At 60.5% G+C, this 16,919-nt stretch carries 17 protein-coding genes; 7 read left to right on the top strand and 10 right to left on the bottom strand.

Annotated features, from left to right (window positions below; genetic code table 11):
* The 4 genes from ACUXV1_RS00425 to ACUXV1_RS00410 all read left to right on the top strand — a co-directional run bounded on the left by ACUXV1_RS00425 (nt 1) and on the right by ACUXV1_RS00410 (nt 2,998).
* Nucleotides 1–849, top strand: coding sequence for a DNA adenine methylase (locus ACUXV1_RS00425; RefSeq protein WP_446014412.1), 849 nt, complete (start codon nt 1–3; stop codon nt 847–849).
* Between the two features lie 242 nt (nt 850–1,091).
* Nucleotides 1,092–1,451, top strand: a complete 360-nt coding sequence (locus ACUXV1_RS00420; RefSeq protein WP_446014413.1) for a hypothetical protein — start codon at nt 1,092–1,094, stop codon at nt 1,449–1,451.
* Between the two features lie 726 nt (nt 1,452–2,177).
* Complete coding sequence (locus tag ACUXV1_RS00415; RefSeq protein WP_446014414.1) at nt 2,178–2,597, top strand: ead/Ea22-like family protein; 420 nt, start codon at nt 2,178–2,180, stop codon at nt 2,595–2,597.
* 182 nt (nt 2,598–2,779) lie between these two features.
* Nucleotides 2,780–2,998, top strand: a complete 219-nt coding sequence (locus ACUXV1_RS00410; RefSeq protein ID WP_446016822.1) for a helix-turn-helix transcriptional regulator — start codon at nt 2,780–2,782, stop codon at nt 2,996–2,998.
* Here ACUXV1_RS00410 and ACUXV1_RS00405 read toward each other — a convergent pair.
* From ACUXV1_RS00405 to wecB, 9 genes are all read right to left on the bottom strand, one after another.
* Nucleotides 2,980–4,209: a tyrosine-type recombinase/integrase gene (locus ACUXV1_RS00405; RefSeq protein WP_446014416.1), complete on the bottom strand. Its 1,230-nt coding sequence runs from the start codon at nt 4,207–4,209 to the stop codon at nt 2,980–2,982. The genes ACUXV1_RS00410 and ACUXV1_RS00405 overlap by 19 nt on opposite strands.
* Before the next feature lie 456 nt (nt 4,210–4,665).
* Nucleotides 4,666–4,941, bottom strand: a complete 276-nt coding sequence (locus ACUXV1_RS00400; protein ID WP_446014417.1) for a recombinase RecA — start codon at nt 4,939–4,941, stop codon at nt 4,666–4,668.
* 103 nt (nt 4,942–5,044) lie between these two features.
* Entirely contained in the window at nt 5,045–5,830 is a 786-nt protein-coding gene (locus ACUXV1_RS00395; protein ID WP_446014418.1) for a hypothetical protein, read from the bottom strand.
* A complete protein-coding gene (locus ACUXV1_RS00390) occupies nt 5,827–6,696 on the bottom strand; it encodes a YaiO family outer membrane beta-barrel protein (RefSeq protein ID WP_446014419.1) in 870 nt (289 codons plus the stop codon). The genes ACUXV1_RS00395 and ACUXV1_RS00390 overlap by 4 nt, the downstream gene beginning before the upstream one ends.
* Nucleotides 6,686–8,563 carry a polysaccharide deacetylase family protein gene (locus ACUXV1_RS00385; RefSeq protein WP_446014420.1) on the bottom strand — a complete coding sequence of 626 codons (1,878 nt, stop codon included), beginning with the start codon at nt 8,561–8,563 and terminating at the stop codon, nt 6,686–6,688. Before ACUXV1_RS00385 ends, ACUXV1_RS00390 begins: the two co-directional genes overlap by 11 nt.
* Nucleotides 8,560–9,525, bottom strand: coding sequence for a hypothetical protein (locus tag ACUXV1_RS00380; RefSeq protein WP_446014421.1), 966 nt, complete (start codon nt 9,523–9,525; stop codon nt 8,560–8,562). Before ACUXV1_RS00380 ends, ACUXV1_RS00385 begins: the two co-directional genes overlap by 4 nt.
* On the bottom strand, nt 9,522–10,535 hold the full coding sequence (locus tag ACUXV1_RS00375; protein WP_081555810.1) for a hypothetical protein: 1,014 nt from the start codon (nt 10,533–10,535) through the stop codon (nt 9,522–9,524). The genes ACUXV1_RS00380 and ACUXV1_RS00375 overlap by 4 nt, the downstream gene beginning before the upstream one ends.
* Nucleotides 10,532–12,133, bottom strand: coding sequence for a glycosyltransferase family 2 protein (locus ACUXV1_RS00370; protein ID WP_446014422.1), 1,602 nt, complete (start codon nt 12,131–12,133; stop codon nt 10,532–10,534). The genes ACUXV1_RS00375 and ACUXV1_RS00370 overlap by 4 nt, the downstream gene beginning before the upstream one ends.
* Nucleotides 12,134–12,135: 2 nt before the next feature.
* Nucleotides 12,136–13,326: a non-hydrolyzing UDP-N-acetylglucosamine 2-epimerase gene (wecB, locus tag ACUXV1_RS00365; protein ID WP_446014423.1), complete on the bottom strand. Its 1,191-nt coding sequence runs from the start codon at nt 13,324–13,326 to the stop codon at nt 12,136–12,138.
* Nucleotides 13,327–13,977: 651 nt separating this feature from the next.
* Between wecB and ACUXV1_RS00360 the strand changes: the two genes are divergently transcribed.
* Both ACUXV1_RS00360 and ACUXV1_RS00355 read left to right on the top strand, forming a co-directional pair.
* Nucleotides 13,978–14,400 (top strand): hypothetical protein, encoded by a 423-nt coding sequence (locus ACUXV1_RS00360; protein WP_446014424.1) that lies wholly within the window; start codon nt 13,978–13,980, stop codon nt 14,398–14,400.
* 244 nt (nt 14,401–14,644) lie between these two features.
* Complete coding sequence (locus tag ACUXV1_RS00355) at nt 14,645–14,779, top strand: hypothetical protein (RefSeq protein WP_255524767.1); 135 nt, start codon at nt 14,645–14,647, stop codon at nt 14,777–14,779.
* A 6-nt stretch (nt 14,780–14,785) separates the two neighbouring features.
* Here ACUXV1_RS00355 and ACUXV1_RS00350 read toward each other — a convergent pair whose 3' ends face one another.
* Entirely contained in the window at nt 14,786–15,694 is a 909-nt protein-coding gene (locus tag ACUXV1_RS00350) for an aspartyl/asparaginyl beta-hydroxylase domain-containing protein (protein WP_446014426.1), read from the bottom strand.
* A 278-nt stretch (nt 15,695–15,972) separates the two neighbouring features.
* On the opposite strand from ACUXV1_RS00350, the gene ACUXV1_RS00345 reads away from it, so the two are divergent.
* The gene (locus tag ACUXV1_RS00345) at nt 15,973–16,734 is read left to right on the top strand and encodes a dimethylarginine dimethylaminohydrolase family protein (protein WP_043631687.1); all 762 of its coding nucleotides are present in this window, start codon (nt 15,973–15,975) and stop codon (nt 16,732–16,734) included.
* Nucleotides 16,735–16,919: the final 185 nt, after the last annotated feature.

Here is a 16,919-nt window from a genome sequence, read left to right as displayed (position 1 = left end):
ATGGCCGTCACCCGCCCAGCGCTGCGCTACCACGGCGGCAAATGGATGCTAGCACCGTGGATCATCCAACACTTCCCAGAACATCGGGTCTACACCGAGCCATACGGCGGCGCCGGCTCCATTCTCATGCGCAAGCCCCGCGCGAAGCTGGTCGAGATTTACAACGAACTGGACCCGGAGATTGCCGGCCTGTTCCGCGTGCTGCGTGACCCGGAACAATCCGCGCAGCTACAGCATCTTCTCCGGCTCACGCCATACGCCCGCGCCGAGTTTGAGCTTTCATACGAGCCGTCGGCAGATCCGGTAGAGCAAGCGCGGAGGACCTGCGCCAGATCGTTCATGGGATTTGGGTCAGACACAGCCAGCGGCGCAGCTAGTGGATTTCGCGCCAATGGCAACCGGAAATCAGCCCACCCTGCGCGCGATTGGTCGAACTACCCCGCGGCACTGGCCGGGATGCTGGAACGTCTGACCGGCGTCGTAATTGAGAACCGCCAGGCCACTGACGTCATTCTGCAGCATGACTCGCCGCAGACCCTACATTACTGCGACCCGCCGTATGTGCTTGACACCCGCTCGAACTCGGTAACAAGAAGCGGCAAGGGCTACCGGCACGAAATGACTGATGCAGATCACGCCCATTTGGCGCAGGTCCTGCATGAATGCGCCGGCATGGTGGTGCTAAGCGGTTATGACTCGCCGCTCTACAACGAGCTGTACGCCGGCTGGGAGCGTTCCACAAGGCGCGCGCTCGCCGACGGCGCACTGGAGCGCACCGAGGTTCTATGGCTCAACCCCGCATGCAGCGCCGCGCTACATCAGAACGACCTTTTCAAGGAGATTGCGTGATGCAACAGAACCTGATCGACGCCGCGCGCGCGGTGATAGCGGCCGACCGCGCCGGCGAGCTGACGGACGAACTGATCAACGCGCAGATAGAAGCGGCAGATGCTTCTTAAGCTCATAGTCCTAGCTTTGGCCGGCGTGGCCGTGCTGTGTGGATGCGCCGCCGTGGCTTTCTGCCTGATGATAAACACGGGCTTGGAGCCGGACTTTATTGCCGAAGTACGGGCCGAATCGGAGAAAAATCAATGACTGAACTGGAAAAGCAGCTGCTGGAGGCGTTGAAGTTGGCAAGGAACAGCTTGGTGGCATTCAAGTTCGTACCGGGGCAGAGCAACACATGGGAAGCCCACGATGAAGACCATCTGCGGACCGTTAATTCCGCCATCGCAGCCGCCAAGGCCGCGCAGGCGGCAACCGTCAAGGATTCCTTGATAGTTCAGCAAGCGCCGGCCATCACAGCTGAGCAGATCGTCGAGTTGCTTGCTCAGGAGTGGGACAAGGAAGACCCGGACGACACCATCGATATTGGCGATGTTAGCGTCAACATCCGCAAGGCTGGGGCGCGTTTGCTGGCCGAGGCGAAGGACAGAAGCCATGGCGACTAAATTCACAATGGTATGCGAGGTTTGCGGCCAAGGTCCAATGAACGGCGCGACAGTTTTTCGTACCGGAGGGAAAGGGCCGGGAGTAAATCCGCACTGGCGCTGTGAAGCCCACGGTAATGCGCCGATACCGGAAGACTTAGCCCAAGCGGTCGCAGCAATCGAATCAATTGGGAGAAAACTACAATGATCGCGATCTTTTCACAGGCTAAGGCTCCGGCCGAGGCGAAAGGGGGCGATTGATGAAGAGTAAGGCTTGCATTTGCGGCCACAAAGACTGCGAAGGATGGAGGCCAGGACAGCCGCAGCACGAATATCAGAAGGATAACTGGTTTCTTGGTTGCCACTGCCCGGGCTGCAAAAAAGCGCGCGATGAAGCAGGCGGCTTTGTTGCTCTTATTCAATCGCATGCGAGAGGGGGTGAGTGATGGCCGGCAGCGTAATCAAGCGCTTCAGTACCACGGTGGAGAACGGGTTAATCAAGTGTGACGACCGCCCAAGCACCTTCGAAGAAGCAGACAGGATTGCGGGCCAGCGACTGGACCGTCGGAAGGCTTACGCGATTATCGACGGCGAGGTTCGCGAATCCGCAAGGTGGAGTCAGGCATGCAGCGGATGCTACCACGGGCGCGACCACTATAACGGAACCGGCTCTGGTTGCAGAGAGTGCGGCTACACCGGCCGATGCCGGAGCGGGTGGTGGGCACCCATTAAGAAAGGAGAGGCGGCATGATCACCAATGAACAACTGGCCGAGCTGGCCAGCCTGGCGCGCGCGGCAACGCCCGGGCCGTGGAAAACAGGAAAACGTCGGCAAGTTGTGGGGCCATATGATGTCTGCGTCGATACCGACATCGGGCCCAAAGTACTGCTGTCCGGCAACTCGAACTTCATTGCGGATGGCGAGCGAGATGCGGCTTTTGCTGCTGCAGCCAACCCGGCCACAGTCCTGGCGCTTCTCGACCGCATCGCCGAGCTGGAGCAGGACGCGGCGCGATATCGCTGGCTGCTGAAGAAGGCATGGTTTCAGCAAGCATTTGAACGGTACGACTTTGACGATGGCGGGTCTCAGCGCAAGTTCGAAGCTTGCGCAGACAGGATCATTGATGACGGAATTGCCCGTGAAGTCGTTAAACAAGCTAATCGCTGACCCGCAACCGCCCATCTACCGCTACACCCAGCGCCGTGGCGCTGAGGTCATCTACCTGGGCCCGGAGCGGCCTGAGCCAACGCCGGGAACGAGCTGCACCCGTAGCGAGTGGCTACCGGACAAAACGGCGGAGTGGGGCGGCCGGTGGGCCGATCCGGAAATTGTGTTTTGAGGGCTGCCAGATGGCGGCCCTAACTATTTGGAGAGAAGAAATGGTTGATCGATATTTGAGAATTCAGGAAGTTGTGGCCAGGACAGGTCTGTCTTTGCCAACGATTTACCGGCGCATTCGGCAGGGGGGATTTCCAAAGCAGGTAAAGCTTGGCGGCAGGGCAAGCGGCTGGCTGGAGAGTGAGGTTAACGCGTGGATCTCCGAGACGAGTCAGGCCAGGGCCGCTTGACCAACGGCTGGTATTTCTTTCGGTATTATCGAGTCGATATAGTCGGCCCACCACTGCATCATCTGGCGGCGCTCATCCATGTACTCTGCATGGTTGTACGCCGCCTTCACTTTATTTCTCTCTGCATGCGCCAGCTGGCGCTCAATAGCCAATGCAGAAAATCCCTTCTCATGCAGCAGCGTGGAGGCCGTGGCTCGGAAGTCGTGCCCGGTCACCTCACCTGAACTGTATCCCATATGCTCTAGCGCGCGGTTTATGGTCGTCGCGCTGATGGGCTCGCTTGGCCGTCGCAGATTCGGAAAAAGAATCTGCCCAGCGCCAGTAATCCCGTTCAACCCCCTGAGAATTTCTACCACCTGCCGCGAGAGCGGCACGACGTGCATCCGCTTCATCTTCATTCGACCTGCAGGGATGCGCCACTCCGCTCGATCCAGATCAAACTCTTCCCATGTTGCCATCCGGATTTCTGCCGTCCGGGTGAAGCAGTACATCAGCAATCTGATTGCGGCGATAGTGGTTTGATTGCCGCCATATTTCGTCAGCTTTGCTTTCAGATCAGCTATGTCTTCTTCGGTGAGTGCGCGGCTGTGTGTGACAGGTGGCCGGTGCAAAGCTCCCTTGAGTGCATATGCTGGGTCAAAGTCTGCTCTCAGTGTCGCCACGCCGTAGCAAAAAATAGCAGAGCACCATTGTCTGACCTGAATAGCCAATGTGACCGCTCCGCGCTTTTCCATCTTCTGGAGCACCCCCAACAGGATGGCCGATGACACGTCGCGCAAGGGAAGGGCGCCGAACGCTGGGAATGCATTCTTTTCTAGCGCGTATGTGGCCTGCTTGTATGTATATGGCTTCCAAGTAGCCTTCTTCTTTTCAAGCCACTCGCGCGCGATGACTTCGAAAGTATGGGCGTCCTCGGCAATCTGGGAAGACTTTTCGGCGCGCCGAACTTGAGATGGATGCTTGCCAGACTTGATTAGCTCTTTGGCCTTGTCGCGTTCCGCCCTTGCCTCAGACAGTGACATGGCAGGGTATTCGCCAATGGCGAACACATTTTCCCGCACCACACCCTCGGCGTCGCGCATGCGGTACTTGTACCGCCAGAGCTTTGAGCCGTTTGGCTTGACCAGTAGGTACAGGCCATTGCTGTCGCTGAGTTTGAACTGTTTCTCGGCTGGCTTTGTCTGTCGGGCTTTGACGTCGGTTAGTGCCATGAAAAAGGGGGTACTGGGATTTGATACCCCACAAAATACCCCCTTTTTTCTGAGCTGTCATGATCTGATTTGATCATGCATGATATGAAAACGCTTTATATAGCAACGGCTTGATTGGGTGTGTGATATGAGGTGATCTGAAGTGATCTGCTAATGGCAATAATCGATCATCAACAGCATGATTGGCTTAAGTCCTTGAATTTGCTTGACGTGAGCTTTGATGTTTGTTTTTTGTACCCGGTTTTATACCCGGTTTTTACTCCGCTAGTCTTTGCCACGTCTTCGGCTTTGAATAAAAAGACTATACCGGATGATCAGGCTGTTCGCAGCACCTCATCAAAACGGCTTGGCCGGCCTGCCGCCCAGCACCGTCTTATACCTCTCTTTAATATCGCAACCCGCAGCAATGACTCCTCCGCCATAGCATCCACGTTGTCGACTCAAACTGCCGCCCGTCTATCGGGCAATCGGGTCAAGGTCCATCGCCGCGGCCAGGCGGCGCTCCGCGCGGGCCAGATCGACAACGGCCTGGATGGCGGCCCTGGCTTGCGGGCTGTTGTGCCAGCAGCTGGAGCCCATCATGTCGGCGATCTGGCGCGTCAGCAAGGCCGGGTCCTGGTCCGCCAACTGCGCCAAGGAAGAAAAGCCGATTTGCTCCAGTCTGGACACAACGGTGGCGCCCACGCCTTTCAAAGCCACCATCTTGTTTTTTTCATCTGCGCTGAAACCCATGCGTCCTCCCTGTCTTGATTGCGATCCACGCCACAGGATACACGCGCCGCGCGGTTTGAATGAGAGGCCGCGGATATATTTCGCATCAGGGGATTTGCCGTTCTTACTCCCAACTCATCGCCCAGGCGTATAGCGCAATCATCATCATGACCTCCATCATCAGGCTGCCCAGTATGAACAGCAGGGGCATGAACAGCAGCGAGCCGTAGTGCAGCACCAGGGCGGCGGCGAAGTAATGCAGCGGAGCCTCAAGCAGCAAATAGGCCAGGGAGACCCCGGTGAGGGCAAACTTGTGCCAGAGCGGTTTTTCCAGCACGTGAAAGGTCAGCGCGTGCACCCAGGGCATCAAAAACAGCAAGGTGAGCACAAATGTCAGGCAGGAGCTGTGATATTCGGGAAGGGAGTGGTTGAAGGCCGCCGGCAATAGGGCAAAGTAAACGCAGGAACAGCCATGGATGATGACGAACAAGCGCAGCAAGTAGCGCATCGGCATGTTTTCCGGGCTGATCAAAAACGACAGCAACAGCAGCAGCAGGCCGGCGAGACCGTTGCCCCACCATTGCCAGAACGAGGGCACCGAGGCCGGCAGATCCAGCCACGGCAACAATAAGCCCGGTATTTGCCCGTTCAGTATCTCCAGGCTGGAGAGCTGGGCCGGCACGCCGGTAACCTCTATGCTCCATTGCGTGACGAGCCGCCATAGCGCAAGCGTTTGCGGCAGGAAGGCGAGCAGCAACAGGTTGAACAGCAGCGGAATGCCGAGGATCTCCAGCCAGCGAAGACGTTGGAAGGATTCTGTGCGCATGGCCCGGTGCAGGGAGATGAGTTCGCCCCCATGGCCGGTGTGGCGCAGCGCCTTGAAATGTTTCAGACGTTCTTGAAGGCTCATGGCAGGTTCCAGAACACGGCGGTAGTGATGCCGGTACGCTCGTAGTAGGGGCTGTGGTAGCGTTCAACGGCGGCATGGATGCCCCAATGCGTGCCTATCCACTCCCTCCAGCTCAGTTGATAGAGCTGGCTGTCGAAGCTCTGCTTGGGCTGATTGACCCCGATTGGCATATAACCCTCGCCGCCGGCGTTGACGGCCAGGGTGATCAGGCGCCAGCGGTCGCGCCCATAAGTCACCGCGCCGTAACCCTGCATGGAGCTTACGCTGCCGGGGTTGCTCAAGGTGCGGTGCACGCCGCCTTCCACGACCCAGGGCGCGTCGAAGTAATAGGCCATGCCCAAGGTCAGAATGCGGTCGCTATAGCCTTGGCGATTGTCGTTGTAGGCCAGGCCGAAGGTGGTGACCAGATTGCGGTTGGGCAGCCATTTCCGGTTGATGGCCGCGCCGTAGTGGGTGCCGGGCCAGAAGGTGCCGCTGCTGCTGCGCCCCAACTCCAGCCTGCCGTACCAGTCCGGGTTGATGTCGTGGTTCCAGCCGCCGTTCAAGGCCATGCCCCGTTCGCCGAAGCGGCTGTCCTGCTCTGCGGTCCAATCGAAGACGTTGCCGGCGTCGGTTTGCCAGACGCCGGACAGATAAACGCCGTCCCAGGCAGGGTTGTTTCCGGTGAGACGGGAGTGTTGCGCGCCGATCTCGATGCTGCGCGCCCATGAGTACGGCTCCGGCGCTGACGGCGGGGACTCTGTCTCGACATCTGCGGGAGCGGGCGCCGTTTCCGGCGCATCAGGGGCCGCCATCTCGTCGGCGTGCGCTTGGCCGGTAAGACACAGTGCCCAAAGGCAGATTTGCGCTAGTCGTTTACTGAGCATGGCGGCTCTCCAAAGTGTTGCTCGCTGTTTGCACGTATTCAAATCTAAGGTCCTGCCCGGATCGGGCGGTGACTCGCCAAGCGTCCGGCAGCGCTTCGATATCGGCCTGGCCGGACCGCAGCACGGGCGGGGTTGGGGTTTTGGGCAGCAGCCAGCTTTGCCGCGCCAAGGTCTTTGGGTTGTGCGCGCTTACGCTGATCCAGGACGCGTCCCGGCCTTCCGCCGGCGCGGCTTGCCATTGGGTCAGTTCTCGTTGGGACAGGAAACGGGACAGCTCGGTCATCGTGTACCAATGAAACACGCCCTGTTTGCCCAAAGTCCGGGTTTGGGCCAGCCATTCGCGGACGGTTTGCTGATAGAAATAGACACCCGGGGGGTGAAAATAAACCAGGCGCGCCACACGCTGTTGCACCGCGAAGCGTGTCATGTCCTGCAGCCAAAGCGTCATCTGGGCGCTGGGCAGTTTATTGCGCACGGCTTCTTCGAAGGAGGCGATGCCGCCGTTGGCCGATACCGGGAAGGCCCAGGGCCGGCCATGCATGTTGGCCGGATCGATATAGGCTCGAGTGGGCCCCATGGACAGGTCGCCCACGTAGTAATAAGCCAGCACGCCGTGTTGGCGCAGCCAAGCGGTTACCCAGTCCGGATGGTGGCCGTTGGGCGCGGAATACTCGGTGAGAGGTTGTTGGGTGAGCTTTTCAAGATCTTTCTTGTTGTTGGCGAGATAGGGTTCCCATCGTTTGCCGTTATGTTCATTGATGTTGAAGGCGAAGTAGTTGTGCGCCCAGCCGCCGTGCGCGCCGATTTCGTAACCCCGCTCGCTCAAGCGACGAACCCAGTCCTGAGCCTTCGGGTTATGGGCGAGGTCCATGCCTCGGTGGTCTCCGGGCTGATTGGTGTCCGGCCCGGTGGTGAAATGGACGGAATAAGGGCCTTGCTCAAGAAAACCCAGTTTTTTGAGCAAGTCCAGATAGGGTATGGCGTTGGCGTCGTCGACGTGCCAGTTCATTACCAGCCCGCCCACGCCGTCCGGCACGGAGGCCAATTGGGGCAGATGTAGAACTTGGCTATTGAAGAAGTGCAGGTAGGACTGCAGCCACAAACCGTCGGTGCGTATTTTGAGAAAAGTGACCGGCAGGTTGACGAACAAGACCTTGCCGCGGCCATAAGCGCGCACGCCGGCAATCAAGGTGCCGTCCGGCCCTTGAGCCAGCACGCGTCCCGGGAAGCTGCCGCGGGTCGCCAGGTAGCTGAACGCCGCCTGGTCGTAACCGTAGGTCGAGGCTTGCAGCAAGGCGGATTTGCCGTCCGGATAGGGCTGGAAGCGGCCGGGCGTGATGCCCAGCTCGGCAACGGCGGAGGGCGGCATCAACATCAAATCTCTGCGCACCATCTGCTTGCCCAGCTCCCGGTACAGCAGATAGTCCACGCCCACGAGGCGCGAGAGCGCCGGTTTGTCCAAAAAGCGGCCGCCGGCGTTTTCGCTGGCGGCGTCGTAATTGATCCATAGAGCGCCGCCGGCCTGCACGTACTCCTCCAGCACTCCGGTCAGCGCCGCATCGACATAGCGGTGTATCGTGTCCGGCAAGATGATGCCGCGGAGACGGGCGCGTTGCTCCGGTTCCATGTCCACCAGTTGGCTGGCGGTGATTTGCATCATCGCCACGCCGCCTTCGCTGGCGGCGTCTTGCCATGCCAGCGAGTATTTGCCGCTGGCCGGTTTGTCCGGCAGCAGCAAGGCGATGAAGGCTTGAGGCGGTGGCGTTTGTTTTGCGCGCAAGCTGTGCCAGATCGCGCTTGCCGCCAGTATTAGCCCCAGCAGCAGGATGATGAACACCCAGCGGGGACTGGATCGAATCTTATTCATTTTTCCAACCTTTGTTCTTGCTCCGCCGTTGTGGCCAGACGGCGCTCTAATCCTTGAAAAACCGCCTCCTCCAGCACATTCCAGCGCGGCGTTCCTCGCGCGGGTGCCGCCTTCTGCAACCAGGCGCGCGCTGCGTCCTCCCGGCCGTCTCTTAACGCGGCCAGGGCCAGCACGCCCCATGGGAAGTCCAGATGCGCCTTGTCCTGAGCAAGCCAGGGCCGGCCTTCGCCCTGCAGCCAGGCGTCGAAGGAGGCTTGCCCCGGCATCGCCGGCATGCCCTCCATTTTGGGGAACAGTTGCGCGGCGGCTTCCGGGTAGAAGGCGACAGGGGGAAGGTCGCGGCTGGCTACGCGCCAGCGTCGGGTTTTCGTCTCCCAAAACGCTTTGGGAAGCGCTGCGGCCAACTGCCGCATCCTCCGGCAACTGGCGCCTGTTCTGGCGCAGTCGTCGCGCAGCGCGGCGTAAACTTCGACGTTGTCCATCAGGTAGCCCAGCTTGACGCCCGCGGCATAGTCATAAATGCCGCTGCGGGTTTGCCTTAGCCGCCACAGCGCCCGCCTGGCGCGCGCCAGCGATGCCTGAAGCGGCGGGGGCATCTCCTGTTGCCCATACCGCCGGCTCAGCAGGGAAATCCACATGGCCAGCGTGGAGTCGTCGGCGTCGGCGTCGGCCGTTCGGCGCCAGGCACCGTCCGTTTGGCGCTCGAAGCGGGGAAAGCTGCCGTTGCGCTCCTGCCTGGGCGCCAGCCACGCCACCCAAGCGTCCGTGGCCGGAGCGATGGACAGCCCCAGCTCCTCGGCCGTCAGCAAGGCTTTCATGGCGAAATAGGGGTCGACATGGCGTCCATGCGCTTGCAGCAGAATGGCGCCGTCCTCTTCCTGGTAGCCCGGCAGCTTGAATGCGCTGTCCGCGGCTTGACTTGTTCCGCAACACAAGGCCAGCAGTAAACATAGATGCTTCATCGGCCGCGCACCTTGCCGCGGATGCGAGCCCAGATAGTGCCGTGAGCGATCAGGGGCGGCGTGAGCAGCACCAAGCGCGAGGAAACGGTATTGGGCGAGTCCGGCGCGCCCAATACGGAATGGGCGCCAATGACGACAATCCGGTCGGCAACAACCGGGCCCAGCAAAAGGCAGTTCTCGCGGCAGATGATGGAGTCATCGGAAACAACGGCGCCGTCCACGACCACTCCTCTGGCCAGGCGGACGGGTCCGCTGGCTTTGACGCTGCCCTCAATCCGGCAGCCGGGGCCGATGCTCAAGCCGCCGCGCACCACCAAGTGTCCGCGTAGCAAGCTGTTTTCCGGCAGCAGGAAATCGCCGTCCATTACCGCGCGGCGCATTTCCGCGTTAAAGGGGTGGGGCGTTTCCAAACTTTCGATATCCACCTCACGCAGCGGCGTGGCCGGGGGCTGATGGCGCGGGGTTTCTCCCATGCGGATGGTTGCCGCCTGGAGGCGTTGGAAGCGGACAGGTCCCGAAATATCCAGAGTGTCCTCCGCCACGGTGCGCCCGAACAACAGGCTGTCCGGCTCGATGCGGACGTTCCGGGCGCCGGCCCAACGCAGAATCGAACTGCTCCGTCCCAGGTTCAGATCGCCGTCGGCCAAGACGCTGCGCAGGATCACGCCAGGACCGGTGACGACATTGTCGTCGCAATGGATTTCTTTCAGGAAACTGAAGCGCGCCGGAATGCGCAACTCGCCCGCGGCCAAGACCTCCTCGTCCACAACCGGGCGGTTTTCCGGCCCGATGGCGTCCAGGCGAGCGTTCCAGTCCTGCCGCCGCTCGCCCAAGTCCAGCGTTTCCAGCCGTTGCCGGTAGTTGCGGGCGAAGACGTCGGCGGTGCCGGTGTGCAGCCGGTTGATGCCCAGCGCGGAGGCGTCGGTCTTGCGCAGCAACTCCAATAGACCGGGCAAGAGCGGCAGCGCGATCAGCGGCGCCACGCCAAGCACGTAAAGTATGGCCATCATCCCGGCTGTCTCCGATACCGCTTGGTTTTATCCCAATGCAGCGTTCTGTTTTTCTTGAAGGGCTCGACCAGCGACTGCTGCAGCGTGGCGCGGGAAATGGTGACCAGGCTGACCAAAAAGCCAAGAATGGCGAAAGGCAAAATACGCAGTCTTTTGCCGTTGCCGTCCAGATAGCAGGCGGCGCCGATCTCGAAAAAGGCGGCGAAATTGCCCATCGCGCTGTAGCAGACCAGGGCCAGGATCAGCAGGAGGCCAGGGGATGGCAGCATGCTGTCGAAAAAGAACAGCACCAAGGTGATGGCCCAGCCGAGCAGCAGCAGCGGAGACATGGCGTAAGTGCCCAACAGCAGGAGCCCGTCCAGTTTTTCCCGCCGCTGCACTCCTCGGGTGCTCAGCAGACGGCCGACATGCCGCGCCAGCGCCTGATTATGGCCGCGCGTCCAGCGCATCAATTGCCGGATGCGAACAGGCCAGCTCTCCGGCACCTCCTCGTAGCACTCGGAGCGATTGGTGTAGACCGTGAGCCAGCCGCCGATCAGCAGGCGGTAGGTCAAATCGGTGTCTTCCGCCAGCACGTCGTCGTGCCAGCCGCCGACGCTGTTGAGCGCGGCGACGCGTATGCCGCCGACCGTGCCGCCGTACTGCGGCACCAGCTTCATATTCATCCTGGCCTGCTGGTCCACCTGATAACCGCCCGCGCGTTCCATGTCCAGCATGCGGGTCAATAGGTTGGCGCCCGGGTTCAAGGGCACCACGCGGCCCATCACGGCGCCGACTTCCGGATCGAAGAACGGCGCGATCAATTGTTTGAGCAGGCCGCGGCTTGGCAGGTAGTCGGCGTCGAAGACGATGAAAATCTCGGTGTCGATCAAGGCCGTCGCATCCTTCAGCGCCGCGGCTTTGCCGGGTTTGCCCTGGGTGCGGTGAAACGGCTTGATCGCGTCCGGTCTGCGCGCCGCGATGCGGTCTATGATGGCGCGAGTGCCGTCCGTGGAGCGGTCGTTGACGGGCATGATGATCATTTGCCCAGGCGGATAGTCGGACTCAAGCAGCGCCTCCATTGCATCGGCAATCACGGCCTCTTCGTTGTGCGCGGCGATGAAGACTGTGACCTTGGGCCATTGCGCGGTTTCAATGTCCAGATAAGGATGGCGCTGGTGGCCGAACAGCCGGTTCAAAGTGAACGCCATATGCCGCGCCGCGTACACCACGACCAAGAGAACCACGCCGTAGAGCACGAAGCTCAGCGCGCGCAAAGGCCAGATGAACGGCGTTGCGGTTTCGCGCCGCAGCAGGGGGTCGTCCTCCTGGCTGACGGTACGGTGACGGGCTTCTTCGATCTGATCCAGAATCAACTGCTGGGTATGGCGCAGATCGGCGTTGTCCGAGGCCCCCTTGATGCTCACGGTGGGGCTGACAGAGGAGGGGCGTTCGTCTGGGTCTATGGGCAGAGCCGCCATGGCGGCCTGGCTCTCCTTAGACGTGGCCGCGCCGTGGCGATGCGGGTGGCTGGCGACCGGTTTGGACGGATCCACGGCGGACCAGGCGGGGTAGCAGCACATCAGCAGGATCAACCAGAGTAGGAATCGCGGGGGCATGCTTATCTCCCCGGTACGGGAGCGAACGCATCGACGGTCCGACTGGCTGTGTTCGCCGCCTGCCGCTGACGCGGCAGCGACGAGAGAATGCCGGCGATGCGTCTGCCAGCGTCGCCGTCGCCATAGGGGTTATGGGCTTGAGACATGCGTTGATAAGCCGCCTCGTCATCGAGCAAGGCGCTGGCGTGTTGGACGATGAGCGCTGTCTCCGTGCCCACCAGCATGGCGGTGCCGGCCGCAAGCGCCTCCGGTCTTTCCGTTGTGTCCCGGGTGACCAGCACCGGTTTGCCCAGCGCCGGCGCCTCTTCCTGTATGCCGCCGGAGTCGGTGATGATGAGGTGGCAGCGGGCCATCAGATAGACGAAGGGCAGGTATTGTTGCGGGTCGATCAAATGAATGTTGTTCACCTTGGACAGCAGCGCGTACACCGGCTTGCGCACATTGGGATTGAGGTGCACCGGGTAGACGATGTCCACGTCGGGGTAGCGCTCGGCCAGCTGCACCAGCGCGCGACAGAAGCTTTCAAACCTCTCCCCCAAATTTTCCCGGCGGTGGCCGGTGACCAGTATCACTCTGGCCTCCGGGCGCAGGAAGGCAAACTGGGAGGCGATGCCGGCCTTGAGATCCGGCTGTTGCTCCAGCCTCTTTACCGCCAACAGCAAGGTGTCGACAACGGTGTTGCCGGTGATGAAGATCCTATCCGGGTCAACCTTTTCATTCCGCAGGTTGAGCTGGGACTCCTCCGTTGGAGCGAAATGCCAGGACGCCAGAATGCCGGTGACGCGGCGGTTCATTTCCTCAGGCCAAGGCGAATACAGGTCTCCGGTGCGCAATCCCGCTTCAACATGCCCAATCGGAATCCGGCGGTAAAACGCGGCCAGGCTGGCGCCAAGCGTGGTGGCCGTATCGCCATGCACCAGCACGACATCGGGTTGGGCTTCCTCTAAGACTTTGTCGACAGCGTCCACCAGCCTGGCGGTCAAAGACGCCAGGCTCTGTCCCTGTTGCATCAGCTTCAGGTCGAAGTCCGGGTGAATTTCGAAAAAGTCCAATACCTGATCCAACATCTCGCGGTGTTGGCCGGTCACGCATACCTTGGACGCCACGCCCTGGCAGTCTTGCAGCGCGTGGATGACAGGCACCATCTTGATGGCTTCCGGACGGGTGCCAAAAATTGTTAGTACGGTAAACATATTATCTCCATCACAACGATTCACGAGCACACAGCAGGGCTTGGTTTTGTTTGTTTTGTTAAAACCACTATAGTACGGCAGCCATATCATATCTATCACGGCTATTCACAAGCACTTAGCGGAGCTTGACTTTGTTTGTTTTGTTAAAACTACTATTTCATATTGTTTAAATTAAAGTAGCACACCTCCTATAAGAAATAAAGTTAAATATTTGTTTTAATTAAACGGTTTAATATTGGCGTGCGTTGGAGCACCATTCACAAGCCTGCTGGAGCGCCATTGCGCCCCGGCCAGGCGAGTGCGCGCCGGCAGGCAATTCCATTGGATTGCACCTGGCCAAAGCGCTAGTGCAAGAGTCGCGACGGCGATGTGAAACTGCAATGGCATTTCTTTGTTAGCATGTCAGGACGTACGCATGGGGAGCGTCAATCATTTGGGAAGCAGCTCTAAAAGCGCCGGCGAGCGTGGCTGACCTCCACCTGGGGAGAAGTGCCAATGGAAAAGAAACAGTGCCTACACTGCGGATACTTGCGCGGGGATTCGCCGCGCGACCAGCGGGCGCCGGACTACGCATGTCCGCTGTGCTAGACGCCGTATCTGGAAATGTATCCGCAGCCGCTGCCGCGGAAGGAGCCGGAGCCCGCTTCCCCTTTGCAATGGACGCATGTGGGCGTGGTGCTGGGCGTTTTGCTGACCGGTACGGCGGGGCTGGCGTACACGCTTTGGCCCAATCAGCAGATGGCAGCCGCCAGGCATGAGACGGAGCTCAAGGACATTGCCGGCGTGGTGTTGCCGGGCGCCGAGCAAGCGGCAGGAGAGCTGTGCGGCGCCGAGTCTTTCTCGGGCGGCGCTTTCTGCCGCTGGGCGCCAGCGTTGGCAGAGGTAGGGCGCAAAGCGACACTGGTGCGCGACTGCATGGAAGTCACGGCGATCAGACTGCACCCTGGCAGCAAGAGTCCGGAGCAACCGGACTTCGCGGTAAGCTGCCGGGACGGCGCCGGGGAGATGATGGAAATGAGTTTCAATGAGGGAGATTTGGGGTTTGGAGCGGATGGCGCCGCGCCGGCGCGATGAGAACCTGTTTACGATCTTGCGAGCAAGAGCGAGACAAGGTGAAAGCAGCTGAGAAAGCGGAATGTACGCCTGGTACATGAGCATTTCCAAGCGGTTTTCAATGCGCCTTTCTATTCATTCCGCCGACGCGCAGCAGACCGTAAACAGGTTCTACAAGGCAGCGGTTAGCGGAACCTGCCTTGGTTCAGGTCCAGCAGTAGGGCGACGGCGATGACAGCCGCCGGAAAACAGCAGAGCGCTGAAAATGCTCCTGGGCTTGGTCGCGCCGTTCCCCTTGGGCGAACAGATGCTGGGCGGCCTGATCCGCGACACGGTGACGGACGAGGAGGACAGCCAGCGACTGCTGGACGGCAACGCGCGGGCCTTCTTCCATCTATAGCGTGGCTCAGCTCAGCAGCCAGCCCAGCAACAAGCCGCCGAACAACAGCCATTTCAGCGCGTAATAGCCAAGACGGCTCTGCGCCTTGATGCGCTTGCCAAACAGCCGCACCGCCTGCACATAGCGGAACAGGCGGTTGAGCGCGCCGGTGCGGTCACCGTCCTGATTGGGGGAACTGGCGGCGCCCAGCAGCAGGCGGCTGATCAGGCGGTTGCCCCACGCCGCAAGCCGGAAGCGCATTGGGCGCTCGATATCGCAGAACAGGATGATGCGCTGCTCAGTGGTGGCGTTTTCCGCGTGGTGTAGATAGGTTTCGTCGAACATCACCGCCTCGCCGTCGCGCCAGCTGTAGCGTTCGCCGTCCACCTCTATGTAGCAGGCCTCGTTTTGCGGTGTGGACAAGCCCAAATGGAAGCGCACCGAACCAGCAAAGGGGTCGCGGTGGCGCACTAGCCGGCTGCCCGGCGGCAAGCTGGCGAACATCGCCGCCTTGACCGAGGGAATGCTTTGCAGCAGCCCGGTGGTGTACGGGCACAGCTTGGCCGCCGACGGGTGCGGCTGGTCGTACCATTTCAGGTAGAAACGCTTCCAGCCGGTCTTGAAAAATGAATTGAAGCCCAGGTCGTCGTAACGATCGGATGCCTTGATCGCGCCGTCGTCGGACAAGGCCAGCGCCTCGGCGCGGATACGTTGCCAGTTATCGTTCAGCGTCCGCAGCTCCGGAAAGCGCTGCAGCGGCAAATAGGGGCGCGCGGGTAGGGTGGAGAACAGGTAGCAGAAGCAGTTGATCGGCGCCATGAAGGTAGAGTGGTCGGTCAACTGCCGCCAGAACCCCAAGCGTTGACAGCCGCGATAATGGATGTAGACGGTGCAGAGCGCAAAAAGAAGGAGGATGGATAGTTTGATGTACGGCATTTTTGCTCTAGCCCTTGAAATAATATGCTTAATTTCAAACAAAAACAGAATTTAAACGACTGGCCATTGGTTTAGTTGAGTAGGATATGACCAGGTTTGGCGGTCGCCACGCAAAGCGGCTGCCCTCCGCTCCAAAACAGCCGAAACCGGCTGCCGCCGTCGCCCCATACGACCGACGCGGGCCCAGGGCGCTGCCTAGAATGGTTCGAGCGAGAACGGCCCCGTGCCGTCCCCATCAACCATCCGGTTGCTGGGCCGCCTGACCAAGGAGCCTGCCCATGCATTTCACCCATGCGATCACCCGCCTGCCTGCCGACACCGTGGCCGGCGGTTTGACCACCGCCAATATCGGCGCGCCGGACCCGGCGCTGACGCGCTCCCAATTCCGCGATTACGTGGATATCCTGTTGCGCCTGGGTTTGACCGTCAGCACCTTGCCGGCACAGCCCGATTTCCCCGACGCCCATTTCGTTGAAGACACCGCGGTGTTGATGCCGGAACTGGCGGTGATCACCCAGCCCGGCGCGCCGGCCCGCCGCGGCGAGGTGAGCAGCATCGCGCCCTTGGTGTCCCGCTTCCGCCACGCGGTGTGGATGAACGGCGACGCGCGCATGGACGGCGGCGATGTCTTGATGATAGACAAGCGTTTCTTCGTCGGCCTGACCAGCCGCACCAACGAGGCCGGGATCAGCCAGTTTGCCGCCGCGGTGGAAAAGTTCGGTTACGTCGTCACCGCGGTGGAAGTCAGCGCCGGCCTGCATTTGAAGTCCATCGTCAACTACGTGGGCCGCAACACGTTGATCTTGTCCGAGGACCGCGCAGACGATCCGGTATTCCACGGTTATCAGCAGATCGTGCTGGCCAAGGACGAGGAATACGCCGGCAACACCTTGTGGATCAACGACACCCTGATCACGCCAAGCGGTTACCCCGACACGTTGCGTAAGCTGAAGACGCTGGGCCTGCCCATCATCGAGACCGACACCAGCGAAATCCGCAAGATGGACGGGGGCTTGACCTGCATGTCCCTGCGTTTCTAAGAACCTGTTTACGATTTGCTGCGCGTCGGTGATACGGCGTTGAAAGCGGCATTCAAAATGCTCATGTACCGTGTGTACACTCCGCTTTTTCAGCCATTTTCGCCTTGTCGCGCTCTAGCTCGCGAGATCGTAAACACGTTCTAAAAGCAGCGTCGTTTCATTCGCCACTGGCCGCAGAGCCGGGG

The sequence above is a fragment of the Chromobacterium sp. W521 genome (genome assembly GCF_052805975.1).
This window is presented reverse-complemented; position numbering and strand designations above follow the sequence as displayed.

Excerpts from the sequence above, each read along its gene's own strand:
- ACUXV1_RS00425 (WP_446014412.1), top strand. The coding sequence starts at position 1 with ATGGCCGTCACCCGCCCAGCGCTGCGCTACCACGGCGGCAAATGGATG.
- ACUXV1_RS00420 (WP_446014413.1), top strand. The coding sequence starts at position 1,092 with ATGACTGAACTGGAAAAGCAGCTGCTGGAGGCGTTGAAGTTGGCAAGG.
- ACUXV1_RS00415 (WP_446014414.1), top strand. The coding sequence starts at position 2,178 with ATGATCACCAATGAACAACTGGCCGAGCTGGCCAGCCTGGCGCGCGCG.
- ACUXV1_RS00410 (WP_446016822.1), top strand. The coding sequence starts at position 2,780 with ATGGCGGCCCTAACTATTTGGAGAGAAGAAATGGTTGATCGATATTTG.
- ACUXV1_RS00405 (WP_446014416.1), bottom strand. The coding sequence starts at position 4,209 with ATGGCACTAACCGACGTCAAAGCCCGACAGACAAAGCCAGCCGAGAAA.
- ACUXV1_RS00400 (WP_446014417.1), bottom strand. The coding sequence starts at position 4,941 with ATGGGTTTCAGCGCAGATGAAAAAAACAAGATGGTGGCTTTGAAAGGC.
- ACUXV1_RS00395 (WP_446014418.1), bottom strand. The coding sequence starts at position 5,830 with ATGAGCCTTCAAGAACGTCTGAAACATTTCAAGGCGCTGCGCCACACC.
- ACUXV1_RS00390 (WP_446014419.1), bottom strand. The coding sequence starts at position 6,696 with ATGCTCAGTAAACGACTAGCGCAAATCTGCCTTTGGGCACTGTGTCTT.
- ACUXV1_RS00385 (WP_446014420.1), bottom strand. The coding sequence starts at position 8,563 with ATGAATAAGATTCGATCCAGTCCCCGCTGGGTGTTCATCATCCTGCTG.
- ACUXV1_RS00380 (WP_446014421.1), bottom strand. The coding sequence starts at position 9,525 with ATGAAGCATCTATGTTTACTGCTGGCCTTGTGTTGCGGAACAAGTCAA.
- ACUXV1_RS00375 (WP_081555810.1), bottom strand. The coding sequence starts at position 10,535 with ATGATGGCCATACTTTACGTGCTTGGCGTGGCGCCGCTGATCGCGCTG.
- ACUXV1_RS00370 (WP_446014422.1), bottom strand. The coding sequence starts at position 12,133 with ATGCCCCCGCGATTCCTACTCTGGTTGATCCTGCTGATGTGCTGCTAC.
- wecB (WP_446014423.1), bottom strand. The coding sequence starts at position 13,326 with ATGTTTACCGTACTAACAATTTTTGGCACCCGTCCGGAAGCCATCAAG.
- ACUXV1_RS00355 (WP_255524767.1), top strand. The coding sequence starts at position 14,645 with ATGCTCCTGGGCTTGGTCGCGCCGTTCCCCTTGGGCGAACAGATGCTG.
- ACUXV1_RS00350 (WP_446014426.1), bottom strand. The coding sequence starts at position 15,694 with ATGCCGTACATCAAACTATCCATCCTCCTTCTTTTTGCGCTCTGCACC.
- ACUXV1_RS00345 (WP_043631687.1), top strand. The coding sequence starts at position 15,973 with ATGCATTTCACCCATGCGATCACCCGCCTGCCTGCCGACACCGTGGCC.